General features: G+C 45.9%; 15 protein-coding genes. 2 read left to right on the top strand and 13 right to left on the bottom strand.

Annotation, left to right across the window (positions count from 1 at the left end):
• Positions 1-71: 71 nt before the first annotated feature.
• From spoIVA to DESOR_RS05650, 11 genes are all read right to left on the bottom strand, one after another.
• On the bottom strand, positions 72-1,556 hold the full coding sequence (gene spoIVA, locus DESOR_RS05700; RefSeq protein WP_014183653.1) for a stage IV sporulation protein A: 1,485 nt from the start codon (positions 1,554-1,556) through the stop codon (positions 72-74).
• A 252-nt stretch (positions 1,557-1,808) separates the two neighbouring features.
• A complete protein-coding gene (locus tag DESOR_RS05695; RefSeq protein ID WP_014183652.1) occupies positions 1,809-2,822 on the bottom strand; it encodes an NAD(P)H-dependent glycerol-3-phosphate dehydrogenase in 1,014 nt (337 codons plus the stop codon).
• A gap of 30 nt (positions 2,823-2,852) precedes the next feature.
• On the bottom strand, positions 2,853-3,443 hold the full coding sequence (gene plsY, locus DESOR_RS05690) for a glycerol-3-phosphate 1-O-acyltransferase PlsY (RefSeq protein ID WP_014183651.1): 591 nt from the start codon (positions 3,441-3,443) through the stop codon (positions 2,853-2,855).
• A gap of 3 nt (positions 3,444-3,446) precedes the next feature.
• Entirely contained in the window at positions 3,447-4,778 is a 1,332-nt protein-coding gene (gene der, locus DESOR_RS05685) for a ribosome biogenesis GTPase Der (protein ID WP_014183650.1), read from the bottom strand.
• Positions 4,771-6,102 (bottom strand): radical SAM protein, encoded by a 1,332-nt coding sequence (locus DESOR_RS05680; RefSeq protein WP_014183649.1) that lies wholly within the window; start codon positions 6,100-6,102, stop codon positions 4,771-4,773. Before DESOR_RS05680 ends, der begins: the two co-directional genes overlap by 8 nt.
• 122 nt (positions 6,103-6,224) lie before the next feature.
• A complete protein-coding gene (locus DESOR_RS05675) occupies positions 6,225-6,818 on the bottom strand; it encodes a hypothetical protein (protein ID WP_014183648.1) in 594 nt (197 codons plus the stop codon).
• Between the two features lie 53 nt (positions 6,819-6,871).
• On the bottom strand, positions 6,872-8,026 hold the full coding sequence (gene ftsW / locus DESOR_RS05670) for a putative lipid II flippase FtsW (protein ID WP_014183647.1): 1,155 nt from the start codon (positions 8,024-8,026) through the stop codon (positions 6,872-6,874).
• Positions 8,027-8,173: 147 nt separating this feature from the next.
• The gene (locus DESOR_RS05665; RefSeq protein WP_014183646.1) at positions 8,174-10,162 is read right to left on the bottom strand and encodes a bifunctional 4-hydroxy-3-methylbut-2-enyl diphosphate reductase/30S ribosomal protein S1; all 1,989 of its coding nucleotides are present in this window, start codon (positions 10,160-10,162) and stop codon (positions 8,174-8,176) included.
• An 85-nt stretch (positions 10,163-10,247) separates the two neighbouring features.
• A complete protein-coding gene (locus DESOR_RS05660) occupies positions 10,248-10,844 on the bottom strand; it encodes a lysophospholipid acyltransferase family protein (protein WP_014183645.1) in 597 nt (198 codons plus the stop codon).
• A 4-nt stretch (positions 10,845-10,848) separates the two neighbouring features.
• Positions 10,849-11,523 (bottom strand): (d)CMP kinase, encoded by a 675-nt coding sequence (gene cmk / locus DESOR_RS05655; RefSeq protein ID WP_014183644.1) that lies wholly within the window; start codon positions 11,521-11,523, stop codon positions 10,849-10,851.
• A gap of 16 nt (positions 11,524-11,539) precedes the next feature.
• On the bottom strand, positions 11,540-12,265 hold the full coding sequence (locus tag DESOR_RS05650) for a CPBP family intramembrane glutamic endopeptidase (RefSeq protein ID WP_014183643.1): 726 nt from the start codon (positions 12,263-12,265) through the stop codon (positions 11,540-11,542).
• A 78-nt stretch (positions 12,266-12,343) separates the two neighbouring features.
• On the opposite strand from DESOR_RS05650, the gene DESOR_RS05645 reads away from it, so the two are divergent.
• The gene (locus DESOR_RS05645; protein ID WP_014183642.1) at positions 12,344-12,613 is read left to right on the top strand and encodes a hypothetical protein; all 270 of its coding nucleotides are present in this window, start codon (positions 12,344-12,346) and stop codon (positions 12,611-12,613) included.
• Here DESOR_RS05645 and DESOR_RS05640 read toward each other — a convergent pair.
• Positions 12,605-13,258: an HAD hydrolase-like protein gene (locus DESOR_RS05640; RefSeq protein WP_014183641.1), complete on the bottom strand. Its 654-nt coding sequence runs from the start codon at positions 13,256-13,258 to the stop codon at positions 12,605-12,607. The genes DESOR_RS05645 and DESOR_RS05640 overlap by 9 nt on opposite strands.
• 86 nt (positions 13,259-13,344) lie before the next feature.
• Between DESOR_RS05640 and DESOR_RS05635 the strand changes: the two genes are divergently transcribed.
• The gene (locus DESOR_RS05635; protein ID WP_014183640.1) at positions 13,345-13,548 is read left to right on the top strand and encodes a hypothetical protein; all 204 of its coding nucleotides are present in this window, start codon (positions 13,345-13,347) and stop codon (positions 13,546-13,548) included.
• Positions 13,549-13,623: 75 nt separating this feature from the next.
• Here DESOR_RS05635 and DESOR_RS05630 read toward each other — a convergent pair whose 3' ends face one another.
• Positions 13,624-14,631: a zinc dependent phospholipase C family protein gene (locus tag DESOR_RS05630; protein ID WP_014183639.1), complete on the bottom strand. Its 1,008-nt coding sequence runs from the start codon at positions 14,629-14,631 to the stop codon at positions 13,624-13,626.
• Positions 14,632-14,636: the final 5 nt, after the last annotated feature.

Below are 14,636 nucleotides of genomic sequence, written 5' to 3'. Positions count from 1 at the left end.
TCTAAAATAAAAAAAGAACGCTGATACCGCAAAGTGCGTGTCAACGTTCCCTTTTTTAATTTGTTAAGTTATCAGATAATGATGCAGATGAGGCCTCCATTGCCGTCATTGACAATCCTCTGCAGTGTATCCTGCAGTTTATGCTGGGCATTGTCGGGCATGCGATAGAGTTTGTTTTGGATTCCTTCCCGGACCAAGTCATGGAGGGATTTGCCGAAGATATTGGATTGCCATACTTTTTTCGGATCGCTTTCAAACTCATCCAGCATATACTTTACGAGTTCTTCCGCTTGTTTTTCCGTACCGATTAAGGGGGTAATTTCCGTTGTAACATCCGCTCTGATAATATGCAGGGACGGAGCACTGGCTTTTAGTTTAATACCATAATGTCCCCCTTGCTTCACAAGCTCAGGCTCATCCAGGAACATTTCCTCAAGTTGTGGAGTGACCACGCCATATCCATTGACACGAACTTCTTCAATTGCATCAGCAAGTTTATCCCATTCTCGTTTACCCTTGCTGTAATCCAGGACTAAGCGAAGCAAGGAATGATCTCCTTCAATTTCTATACCTGTTAGTTCTTGCAGGACGGTTTTGAAGAGCCCTTCCACAGCAGTAATTTCAACATTGGCAATGCCAGTTCCTAAATTCATTTCTTTCAGCAGAACATCCTGGGCATATTCGCATTCAGACAAAGCGTCCAAAGCCAGATCAATGTCCCGCAGGCGGCGTACTCCTTCAATAGCCTTGCGAACAGCATTCTCAAAAGCCGCTCGCACGGAGTGAGAGGGATCCAATTCCTCAACCCATTTGGGCAGATCAATATTGACTTCAGCTACGGGGAATTCGTAGAGAACTTCTTCCAAGATCTGAGTGATGTCTTCCTGAGTCATTTCCAGACAATTCACAGGGATAACCGGGATTGCATACTTTTCCTCCAGTGAACGGGATAATTCCATGGTATTCTCTGCATAAGGATGGGTGGTATTCAGGACTACGACAAAGGGCTTGCCCAGTTGTCTTAGTTCAGAAACTACTCGTTCTTCGGCGTCTAAGTACGCTTCTCGCGGGATATCAGTAATTGAACCATCCGTTGTTACTACAACACCTATGGTGGCATGATCAGAGATGACCTTGCGGGTGCCCATTTCAGCCGCATCCTGGAATGTCATGGGTTCGTCGCTCCATGATGTCTTCATCATGCGTGGTTCTTCACCATCTTCAGCTTCGTAACCTAAAGCACCTTCCACATTGTACCCTACACAGTCAACCAGCCGGACATTCATGTAAATAGAGTCCTTTACCACGATTTCCACGGATTCTGATGGAATAAACTTAGGTTCCGTCGTCGTGATCATTCTCCCGGTCCCGCTTTGAGGAAGTTCATCCTTAGCCCGTTCCCGTTCGAAGGCGTCTGGAATGTTGGGCAGGACAAGGAGGTCCATGAACCGTTTGATAAAGGTGGACTTTCCCGTACGGACTGGCCCAACGACACCGAGGTAGATATCGCCTCCTGTTCGTTCCGCGATATCCCTGAAAATGTCTAATTTTTCCATTAGTAATTTCCCTCCCTTTTGAGTGCTGTCCCAAAATTTGGGGAAGGGCCTCCACCTTATCTCCCCTTCCACCTCCTGTACCGCGTGGATTCCCAATAACTGGACTAGCACATTAAGCAGTATAAGTATATTGGCTTTTTGGAATAAATATGACACCTATAGAAAACTTGACTATTACAACAAAAAAACGCAGAAAAGGCTATTAAAACAACCTCTTCTACGTCTATGTCACTCAAAGCAAAAATATGTATGTTATTTTAGCCAACTCATCTCCAAAACGTCTTCCGGTTCATGACGCTTGCCCCGCAGCATTAAATCTGATACGGCAATTTGCGGATCGGCACCTTCAAATAAGACTTTATAAGCCTGTTCCGTTATGGGCATAGGAATATTATTTTCCAGGCCCAGGTTATGGGCTATGCGAGTGGCCTTTACACCTTCGACGACCATCCCTACTTCTTTGAGCACGGTTTCTAAAGGCTTGCCTTGGCCAAGGGCAACTCCGGCCCGGCGATTGCGGCTATGCAAGCTGGTACAAGTAACAATAAGATCTCCAACCCCCGATAAGCCGGCAAAGGTAAGAGGATTTCCTCCCATAGCTACCCCCAAACGGGCTATTTCGGCTAAGCCCCGGGTCATGAGAGCAGCTTTTGTATTATCACCGAACCCTAACCCCTCAGCAATTCCGGTGCATAAAGCAATGACATTCTTTAAGGCTCCGCCAAGTTCAACACCGATGACATCGGGATTTGTATAAACCCTAAAGGTTGGCGTCATCATCATATCTTGAACTGTTTCTGCCGTTTCCACATCTGAGGCAACCACAACAGTGGTCGGCATATCCCTGCCCACCTCTTCGGCATGACTGGGACCAGACAAGACAGCAACAGGGTTATCGGGAAGCTCTTCCTTTAAGACTTCAGAAAGTCTCAGATGAGTCACCTCTTCCATCCCTTTCGCCGTATTAACCACAATGCATCCCGGCTTTAGATAAGGCTTGACCAGCCGGGCTGCTTCCCTGACACAATGAGAAGGAACGCTGAAGACAAGGAGATCTGTATTTAAAAGAGTGAGATCTGTTGTAGGCAGCAGTTCCGGCGGCAAAGGAACACCCGGCAAATAACGCTCATTTTCTCGACGCTTCTTCATAAGTTCCATTTCTTCAGCATGCCGACCAATAAGCGCAACCTGATGACCCGCTTTTGCCAGGAGAACTGCAAGCGCACTTCCCCAGCTTCCTGCCCCATAAACCGCTACGTTAGGCATTTAACGTCCCCCCATATCCAAACTTTAGTACTACTTCTTCTTTTCTCCAAATTTATTCTCCGTACCATTTAAGACACGTTGAAAATTTGAGCGATGAAGAACAAAAACCGCCAGAACTGCAATTACAACAAAAACCTGATAAGCAATAGGCTGCGGAAAAACAAAGACTAAAATAAGCACTGTGAGAGCACCGCTGACGGATCCCATGGAAACATAGCGGGTTAACCATACGACCAAGACAAACACTAACACGGCTATTAAAGTGATTTTAGGCATCAGAACCGTAATGATTCCGAAGCCCGCCGCAACCCCTTTCCCGCTGGGCCGAAAGCCAAAAAGCGGATTCCAGCTATGCCCTGCCATGGCCAGTAACCCGCCGACAATACCGCCCCAAGGTCCAAAGGCCCACAGACCCAGAGAGACGGATAAGGCGCCTTTCAAGAAATCTCCTAACAATACCAAAATGCCTAACTTGACACCTAAAAGACGAAAGGCGTTGGTTGTGCCGATATTTCCGCTACCATGCCGACGTACGTCAATTCCTTTGATCATACCTGCTATGTAGGCAAAAGGAATGGCACCTAAGCAATACGCCAAAATAAAAATAAGGTAACGTGACATAAACTACTCCTTCTCTTCATCTTTTTGTCGGATCACAATTCGGATAGGTGTACCCTCAAAGCCAAAGTGTTTTCGCATTTGGTTCTCCAGGTATCGTTTATAGGAAAAATGCATCAGTTCAGGGTCATTCACAAAGAAAACAAAGGTTGGCGGTTTTACTCCCACTTGGGTGATATAGCGAATTTTTAAACGACGTCCCTTATCCGTAGGCGGCGGGTTAAGGTGAACCCACTCTCGAAGCAGGGTATTTAAAGTAGCCGTTGTCACCCGCGTCGAATTTTGTTCCACAACAAAATCCACCAGGTCTAAAATTTTGTTGACCCGTTGTCCTGTTTTGGCGGATATAAACATGGTCGGTGCATATTGCAGGAATCCTAATTCTTCGCGAATGCTCTTTTCAAATTTATTAATGGTCTTTTCATCCTTCTGAATGAGGTCCCACTTATTAACCACCAGAACGATGGCTTTACCGGCGTCTTCAGCGTAGCCGGCAATCTTTTTATCCTGTTCCGTCACTCCGTCTACAGCATCAATAAGCATAAGGATGGCATCTGAGCGGTCAACGGCGCGCAGAGAACGTACAACACTATATTGCTCAGTAAGATCCTCTATCCGGGATTTACGGCGCATTCCCGCCGTATCAATGAGAATATAATGCCGGCCCTCGTGTTCAAAGGGTGTGTCGATGGCATCTCGGGTCGTACCCGGAACATTGCTGACAATCACCCGTTCTTTTCCTAACAAGTTGTTGACCAAGGAGGACTTACCCACATTAGGTCGTCCAATAACAGATATGCGGATTACATCCGGATCATACTCTTCTTCATCAATTTCAGGCAAATTGGAAATCACTAAATCCAGCAGATCGCCCGTGTTCATACCGTGAACTGCGGAAATCGGAATAGGTTCCCCCAGCCCGAAGCTTAAGTAATCATAAAGCTGACCTTCTACCTGCTTAAAATCTTCCACTTTATTGGCAACGAGCAAAACCGGTTTACCCGAGCGCCGCAAAGTTCGGGCAATCAGATCATCATCGGGAGTAGGGGATATTTGAGCATCGACTACAAATATGACCACGTCCGCTTCTTCCATGGCAATCTCTGCCTGCCTTCTCATTTGCGAAGAAATTGCGGTGCCTTCATTTTTAAATTCAATTCCGCCGGTATCGATTAAGGCAAACTTTCTGCCCAACCATTCGGCATCCCGGTACAGGCGGTCTCTGGTTACTCCCGGCATATTTTCAACAATAGCCACCAAACCGCCGGTAATGCGGTTGAACAAAGTTGATTTTCCGACATTTGGCCGTCCTACAATAGCTACAATAGGCTTACTCAAATGGATACACCTCCAGTGAATATCCGATTACATGCTCTAAAAACGCAAGCCCATGATTATCAACGATGCTCGCTTTGCCGTTAACCTTTTCCTCAAGCCATTCCACGCTTAAGTCATCGAGAAAGATGTCTTCATCCGCTTTGAGCATGGTTCGGGGTATTAAAAAATTCTCGCCCAGCAAATCTCCTAATTGCCGGGCTATATCCTGAGCGGTCAGCAGCCCGGCCGCTGTAACGGATAGCCCGAAGAAATCATTATGTATCTCATGGACTTTAACGCTCAAATTTTCAACTCGTTCCATTAACCGTTTCCCCCATGTGGTGAAGAGTTCAAAAGCGGCTTTACCCGTGATAAGATGCACAGTCCGTTTTGAAACCTTGTCCGGCAATTGATCCCAGGCGGACTCCATCTCCGTGATAAACTTTCTCGCCATACCTACGCCGTTTTCTAATTGGGGAAAATCGTCATATACTGAGAACTCAGGAAACTTCCTGCTTGCAAGGATATAAAATTCGTCGGAAAAATACACCAAGTGCCGCCCTGTCTTCTTGAAAAACTCCTGCTGCCACTTCTCAGCAAGATCTAAGAGCTGACTGGCTTCCTCTCCAGTGAATCCCCGCAAAGGGGTAAGCTTCTCGCGAAACCGAGTCAAGCCTACAGGTACAACGGCAATGGATTGCACAGAGGGATAGAGTTCCCCTAAACGTTCAACCGTCTCTTTTAACGCATCTCCGTCATTATGCTCAGGAACCAAGACAATCTGAGCATGTACCACGATTCCGGCCTCAGCCAAACGCCGGAATTGCTCCGGTAATTTCCCGGCCCGGGGATTTTTCATGAGCTGAGTGCGAACTTCCGGATTCCAAGCGTGAACTGATACGTACATGGGACTTAGATGCAGGGAGGTAATTCGATCTAGATCCTCTTCCGATAAATTCGATAGGGTTATAAAACTCCCTTGGGTAAGGGATAAACGGTAGTCATCATCTCTATCATAAAGAGAAGAGCGCATTCCCTTGGGCATTTGAGCTACAAAACAGAAACTGCAATTGTTATTGCACTTTTTCAGCCCTTCGGCGCTTACTGTCTCCACCTCTAAGCCTAGGAATTCCCCGGGATCTTTCTCGATATCAAGTTCCCACAATTCCCCATCGGCTTTTTCAATAAGCAACATGAACTCGTCTTCCGATATTCCGTATTGAAAGTCAATAATATCCCTTAGTTCTTCTTCATTAACAGCCAGAACCCGATCCCCAACCTCAATTTCCATTTCTTCGGCGATGCTTCCAGGGTGGACGGCCGCGATTACAAGCCCTTTCGACAAGTTATTTCATCCTCCTGACATTACAGATCAAGGGCCTTTCATCTCAGCCTTAATCGTTTACAAGTATATTAGAAAACTTGGCTGGCGGCAAGCCTTTCAGGCGTTGGCGGCTGCCATAGTTGCTACGGAAGGTCCCTCTCTTCCGGAGCTTCATAAATTTCGGCTCGTTTTCTTTCGCAATAAAGGCTCCAGCCTAAACTCAGGCCGGCCCAAAGGGAAAGCAATCCTATACCTACATTCCAGGTAAAATCATTGGGCAAATCCATATAACTAATAATCCCATCATAGGTAAAGCGAAGGAAAAGCTGATTGAAAAGTGCACTTCCCGTCAGAGCCGCCGCCGTACCCCAATAAGTCCTGGCACTTAACCAGGCTGCCAGGAGCTTCCCTAGGGCAAAAAACCAGGACCCGTAAGGAAATACTCCTGGCTCATTAACTAAAAACAGAGTTTCCGCACTAAAGATTAAGCTGGTTAAGAGAAAGGGGAAAACTCGGTGTTCAGCTCGCTTCAACGCCCAAACCCAGAAGACCAGCATAACAGAAAGACGTGCAAAATGCCAATTCCAAGGCAGAGCCGTCCCCATAAGGATCTCCAGCCCTTTCCCAACCAGCCAGGCAGCTGTCAGCATCAGAAAAAAACGCCTAGAGGCTTGTTTTTCCGACCAGGTTAAAAGGGTTAAACTAATGATAACCCATTCTCCATAAGGAAAAACCATTGATGACCACTCCTAAAACATTCTTTTCCATATTATCCCCGTTTAGGAGGGGTTTAGACCGAAATATCTGAGAGCTTTTTTAGCCGGCCTTTGGGAACGGATTCTTTTCGGTAGCGAGACAGATTTAATATCAAACCCAGCTTTACTAACGTAATAATCAACGACGCTCCGCCGTAGGAGACCATAGGCAGGGTAATTCCGGTAACTGGCATTACTCCTGTTACTACTGCCAGGTTAATGGTAGTCTGAATGGCCAGAGAGGATGTTAGTCCGTAGCCTAACAGCCTGCAGAAACGATCCTGGCATTCTCCGATCACATGAAAGGCTCGGGCGTATAAGATCACAAAGAGAAGGAGCAAAAGTACCGTCCCGAATAATCCTAACTCCTCACCTACGATGGCAAAGATTGTATCCGTATGATTTTCCGGCAGGAAACCGTATTTCTGCATACTTCGGCCCAGACCTACACCAAACAGTCCTCCCGAACCAAAAGCGATCTCGGCATTGGTAATTTGATACCCGTCATTCATAGCGTATTTCCAGGGGTCCAGCCAGACTAAAACCCGCCTCCACTGGTATTCCGTGGCATGAACAAAATAGGCCAGTGGAACTCCCAGGAGAGGCACAGCAGCCGCGAACCAGCTTGTCGGCAGCTCTGTCTGAAGGAGCATAACTGCACAGGTTAAAGCAATAACCATGGTTGTCCCTAAGTCAGGCTGTTTGTAAACCAGGCCCAGGACAAGAATAGTAACTGGAGCGAGGATCCCTAAAGGGACACGCCAATCGAGACCCCGCTGGATAGGATTGCGATCCAAGATGTGGGCATAAAAAAGAACCATAGCTAGTTTGGCCATCTCTGAGGGCTGAATAGTAATTCCGGCAATGGTAATCCAGCGGGACGAGCCATTCACAGCGGTACTGGGATCGGAAAAAAAAACGGCAACCAGCAAGGCAACGCTCACAAGGATTCCAATCCCCGCAAAGCGGCGAACAAAGGTTATGGGAACTCTCATGGCAATTACAGCCAAAACCGAACCGACACAGGCCCACTTTAATTGCTGAAAGAAATAATAATAAGAGTTATGGTTATCATTGAAGCCGCGAACTGCCCCTGCACTCAATACCATGATTAAGCCAAAGGCTAAAATCGCTAAAGAAATATACAATATTGGGAAATCAATCGGCAGCCTCGGTTGTCGTTTAGCCATCTGAATCCCTTCCTTTTTAACGAATTTTATAGTTAGCGCAGCTTGGAAATGCTTTTGTCCAGTGCCAGCAAAATGACTTCCTGTACATAAAAACAGGAAGTCATATACTCACTTTGCCACTGGCCAATCAGACATAGTCAATTCCAGTTATTCCTGACTCGCCGTTGTCAGATCCTTACCCACAGCATCCCCCAGGGTTACAGGTTCAATATCAGCTTGAGAAGCTAAAGCTTCTTGATCAATGGCTTTATTGGAATCTGCTGCAGCTTCACGAATGCTCAGGCTGATTCGTTTTTCCTCAGGCTTACATTCCATGACCTTAGCTGTTACCATATCTCCGACTTTTACCACGTCTTCAACTTTATTAACCCGGTGATCTGCCAGCTGGGAAATATGGACCAGTCCATCCACACCTTCTCCAAGGGTCACAAAAGCTCCAAAGGAAGTGATGCGCACAACTTTGCCATTAACAATAGATCCTACAGGATAGTTTCCTCCAACCTGACTCCAGGGACTTTCTTTCAGTTGTTTTAAGCCTAAAGATATTTTCCCTGATTGAGGTTCAATCTTTAAAACCTGAACTTCTACTTCGTCTCCAACAGACAGCATGTCCGAAGGATGCTTAATTCGAGTATAGGCCATATCTGAGATATGAAGCAGTCCGTCAACTCCGCCAATATCGATAAAAGCGCCGAAATCAGCGATGCGGCGAACTGTACCTTTGACTACGTCACCATCTTTCAGGGATTCCAGAAGCTGAGTGCGCTTAAGAGCACGCTCTTCTTCCAAGATAACTTTCTGGGAAAGAACCACTTTTCGTTTAGCAGGATCAAAATCCAGCATACGCAAGCGCAGGGTCTGACCTAAAAACTGGTTGAGGTCTTCCACATACCCCACCTGAATCTGAGAAGCCGGCACAAAACCACGCAAACCTACATCCACAACTAAGCCGCCTTTAACAACTTCAACAACTTCTGCCTGAATCTCTTCTTTACTTTCGGCAATTTTCTCTAAACGCTCCTTGGCACCTTCCTCATCGGCTTTGCGTTTGGAAAGAACTGTATGACCTTCCTCGTTTTCCAAACGAATAACCACTGCGTTAATTTCATCGCCAATAGCCACTGCATCCTCAGGCCGTACTTTACGAGAAGCAGACAGCTCGTTAATGGGAATGACTCCTTCGCATTTCCAGCCGATATCAACAAATACTTCTTCCCGGGTAATTTTCACAACCGTACCGGTAACCTTATTACCTTGATGAAGCTCCGGGCAACTATCCACCCAACTCTCCATATTCATTTCCTGCTCATTCATTTCTGTCATTTTTTTGTAAACCTCCTCGATTATCCAATCTGGGGTAGATGCCCCTGCGGTCAAGCCCGCATTCTTAGCATCTTTAAACCAACTCTCTTCCAATTCTTCAGCGGTTTCAATCAGGTACGTTTTTGTGACTTCGGCACAGATACTGGCAAGTTTTCGGGTATTGGCACTGTCCCGCCCGCCTACCACTACCATAACATCCACAGTTCCTGCTAACTCACGGGCAACTTTTTGACGCTCTGCTGTTGCATTACAAATCGTATTATGAACGATGAGATCGTCGGTGTGATTTTTTAATTCTTCAACAATCCGGGCAAAATTTTCAGCCAATTGGGTTGTCTGTGCTAAAACGGCCAAATGGAGATAAAAAGAAAGTTCTTTTGCTTCCTCCACCGTTTGAATAGGTATGGCCTGTTCCCCGGCCCAGCCAAGAATTCCCTTGACTTCAGGGTGAAGCTTGTCTCCCATGACAATAACTTGCTGCCCCATTTGGGCGGATTTAGCGGCCAAGCGTTGAGCTTTTTGAACAAAGGGACAGGTAGCATCAACAACTTTAATACCTTTATCTTCAGCCCCCTGATAAACGTTGGGCGCTACACCATGAGAGCGGATAATCAGGGCTTGTTGGCTTGTAAGCTCTTCTAAGTCTTCAACAACTTGAATACCTCGTCCTGATAGGCGTTTTACCACCTGCTGATTGTGGATAAGGGGCCCAAGTGATACAGCCTGAGAGGTTTCTGCCGTTCGTTCAGCCATATCCAGAGCACGCTTAACACCAAAGCAGAAACCGGCCTTTTCTGCGAGTTTGACGTTCAAAACTTCGGACCTCCCTAAAAATTGTCAAGAACTAATTCTCTACTCTACTCCAAAAATCCTGCCATTGACAAGTAAATTTGCTTATCTATTTTGCTTCAGGCAATTCAGTCATGGCCTGCATGATGCGATTGGCAATCCATTCACGGCGATTTTCCACTCCTTCCGGAGCTTTAAGCATTTGGGCTGTCAGCGGTTTGCCTATAGCTACTGTTATTTTCCCCCAACCTTTGGTAAACATGCGCTTAGTTCCCCTCACCTTGACAGGGACAACGGAAGCTTGACTTTTTTCCATGAGAAGAACCATTCCTGGCAATCCCTTCTGAATTTCCCCGCTCTTTGATCGGGTTCCTTCGGGAAAGAGTCCTAATACGCCTCCTTCTTTTAAGATTGCCAAAGATTGTCTGATTGCATTCATATCCCCATGCCCGCGTTTTACCGGAAAGGCGCCAAGTTTAGTAAAAAGGCGACCTAACAACGGCAGGGAGAATAATTCTTCTTTTGCCATAAAGGAAACTTTCCTGGGAACACTGCAGCCGGCAACCACAGGATCCCAAATACTGACATGGTTAATTGCTAAAATCACAGGACCTGAAGCCGGCATATTTTCCACGCCGCGCACTTTCCAGCCCATTAACCGGAATTGAAGACAAAACATTTTCTTGGCAAAATTATATAATGTCATGATTTCAACCTCCCGCCAATTCAACAATTTTAGCCACCAATTCTTGTATACTTAATCCTGTAGTATCCATAATAATTGCATCCTGAGCAGGTTTCAGCGGGGAGATCGCCCGCTCCATATCGACTCGATCACGCTCCGCCATATCCCGGGCAACTTCCTCTAAGCTCACATCCTTGCCCGCCCTCCTAAGTTCCAGCCAGCGGCGTTTGGCTCGTTCCTCATGTGTCGCTGTTAAAAAGATTTTAAAATCTGCTTCCGGCAAAACATAGGTGCCAATATCCCTGCCGTCCATGACAACTCCGCCTCGCTCTGCCTCCAGACGCTGAAGTTCAACCAAGCGCTTTCTGACCTCAGGATAGGCCGCAACCACGGAAACGGCGCGGGACACCTCCAGAGACCGTATTTCCTGAGTTACATCCCTGCCATCACACCATACCCTTTGCTCTTCAGAATGATCCAGCACAACCTCGGTGTTCTTAGCGATTTGGCTTACTTTAGCTTCATCATCGATGGGAGCACCACTGGAAAGGGCTTTGTACGCAATAGCCCGGTACATTGCCCCTGTATCTACATAAAATAGATGCAATTGTTGGGCTACAATCTTGGCAATCGTGCTTTTTCCTGCTCCGGCAGGACCATCCAGGGCAATTTGCAGCTTAGGCAGAGGCCTCTTTTTCATAGCTAAACGGCTCCTTTTATTCAATCATTAATCTCGCGGCAATGAGAGTGGCTAGTATGTTATTGACAGCATGCAGGGCAACGGATGGATAAAGAGATTTATATTTATCGTAAAGATAAACCAGAACGATTCCTAAAACAAATCTGGGAAAAAACCCATAGGCTTGGAAATGGAGCGCGGAAAAAATCCCGGCACTTAGGGCTGCAGCAGTCCATTTTCCAAAATACGCCTGCAAACTTCCAAAAATAACACCTCTAAAGAGAGTTTCTTCCACGATTGGGGCCAGAACACCCGCCAGAAGCAAATTAAGAATCAAGGAATACCAGGTAACCTGCCCCAGCAATTTGGAGTAAACGTCCGTCTCCGGAGGAGTAAACCCATAGTTATACAACGCAATAGCATAACAAATATTAATAAACATGGTCAAGGCATAGAGTACCAAGACTTTTGGGAAAATCCTCTTCAGAGAAACTCTCCGCCAGCCAAAGTCCGGCCACTGCCAGCGGCGTACTTTTTTTAGTAAATAGATTAACAGCACAAAGGATAACTGAGTCATAAAAGCATTTAGGTACATTAAGAGCCGTTCATAGGGCCATATATCCATTAACCAGAATGTTCCCAGAGCCAAGATGAGATAGATACAAACAACCCCGCCCAAAACGACGATTAAATCCACCCAGTTCAGTCTTCGGTTTGGCTTAGAATTCATCCCGTCCATAAGATCCTGTGAATTGGTTTCCATTACATGCCCTCCTTCTTCCGGTCAAACACATATTTCTTTTCAATTTTCCCCAGACTAAAGCCAAAAGGAGGAACTATGATGCCATCATTTGATACAACCTTACAAGTATATCATCATCATCTTAAAATCCCCATTGAAACTTATTTCAATACTGTCCGAGATTTTACGAATCCTTGGGATGAAAGAGCTTATCAGTTTGTTGCTGAACAATATCTGGAAAAAGCTGATAATCAGGGGATTGTGGGCATGGTACGCCAGGAAAGAGACGAAAATTATGTATATTTAGATGCGGCTGTCCGCTATCCCACGACAGAGGGCCAATTGCCCCCGAACCAGGACTTATCTTAAGAGCAGATCCCTTAAAGCCTGGACACTGGGAGCAATCCAATCTGCTTCTGCTTTATGCAGCTCTTCCAGAGTTCCGTAACCGTATCCCACCCCAATAACATCAATCCGGTTAGCCCTGGCTCCCTGAACATCATATTTGCGATCCCCGATCATTACTGTTTTTGAACGAGCCTCTTGGGGGAGCCCTTTCAAGACTTCTGAGATGATGGATTCCTTGTCCACAAGTTTGCCATCCAACTCACTTCCCATAATATGCTCAAAATGCTCTTTCAGCTCAAAATGCTGAAGAATTTTTTCAGCAAAAACCCTGGGCTTTGAAGTAGCCAAAAAATTCCGGCAGCCTTGTTCTTTCAACTGTACTAATAATTCAGGAATCCCCGGATAAACAATATTTTCATAAAGCCCTGTTTCTCGAAAACGTTCCCGGTATAAAGCAACCGCCTGGTTTAACAAGGCTTCATCCGAAGTTTTGAGCATTACCCTAAAACTTTCTTTTAAGGGCGGTCCAATGACCCAATTAAGATCATTTGCATCAGGTATGGAATAGCCCAGCTTCTTCAGTGCGTATTGAACGGAGCGTGTTATTCCCTCCTTAGAATCGGTCAAAGTCCCATCAAGATCCCATAACAAAATATAATAACGCATTACAACCTCCAGCATTTTTCCTAATATTTCCCGGATGAATTAAAGCAATTGAGGCTATTCTAAAGCCAAAGGAGGGATTCTGTAAAATGTTTTATCACTATAAACACCACTATCACAGTCATGGGATGCTCTTCCTGCTTAGCCTTGTTATCGCCTTTATACTAGGGCGCAAATCAGAAAGGTATGGTTTCTCCATAATATCCCGTGGGTGCGGATGCTCCTATGATGACGAAAATAATGAGATGGATAGAATGAATAACCCTACTCCAACCGGCAGCTACCAACAATAGCTCTATCATAATCATCTCTGTTAAATAAACTCCGAGGATCTCCTCGGAGTTCTCTCTTTTCCAATGTAAATTCTTTTACTCTTTGTCTTTATTTTGTTTCCTTATATCAAACCTTAATTGATATTCAATAGGTTCGTTGCGAAAAAACCTCATATCCGCAACAGGTACATAAGGCAAGCCGGTATCCAGGGAAAGGGGAGGCAGCGTCCCTAAAACCTGGGGCCATTTTTCCCGGGAATATTCCGCCAGCTGCTCAAACAATATAATAACCTTTTTGACACTCAAATCATAGATCTCATGTAAGCTCATTTTATGCGCTTCCCCGCTGATGGGATGCTGCCAATCTAAAGATTCGTTAAAATAGGATAAGTCCAAAGGCTGTGAGTAGAATAGAGCTTCCAGCTTCTCAGTTTTAAAATAGCCGTAACGCCGGCAAACTGCCAGCACCCGCCAAGGCATTGACCAGGAAAAGGCCGTTTGCAGAAATCGCTGGTTGCGCCAAGCCTTCTCAAAACGGGCTTGAAAGCTTTTATCCTCCTGATAAGCGTAGCGATTGACAATTAACCTAAGGGCTTGGCGTCCCTCTTCTCCCGAGTCACGCCATAACCCGTTCAGGTCCATAGGATAATCCAGAGGGTCCAGCATCTGCAGCCAAAGATCCATGGCCGTTTCCAGCAAACGGTGGCGAAAGACGGCTTTGCTTCTCTCTTCCGGATCATTGGCAAAATAATTGCCGCTCAGATAATAAACCATGGGGTGAAAGACACTGTCAGCCACAAAATGTGTCAGCATGCCTAATAAGAAGGCGAGGGAGTTATCACTATCCCTCTTGGCAAGGGCTGTCTCCATCATCTCAATAAGAGGAGTTAAGGTATTTTCCCCGGCAACACCATGAAGCTGGTTGGCCACCCCTTCAATCCTTGCTTCCATAGGTTTAGTCATATCATAAAAAGGAATATCATGAGCAACAGCGCCTATATAATAGAGCACAGGATTGCCTGTTATGATCTTGCCCACCTCCAGCGGGATTCCTCTATGCAAAGCTTCACGAGCGATATGCCAGTGTGTCAGTTCTTTTGGCATATAAC

Origin of the sequence: Desulfosporosinus orientis DSM 765 (assembly GCF_000235605.1) — a bacterium.
GTDB classification, from domain to species: domain Bacteria; phylum Bacillota; class Desulfitobacteriia; order Desulfitobacteriales; family Desulfitobacteriaceae; genus Desulfosporosinus; species Desulfosporosinus orientis.
The sequence above is the reverse complement of the archived record's forward strand: the minus strand, read 5'-3'. Positions and strand labels throughout refer to the sequence as shown.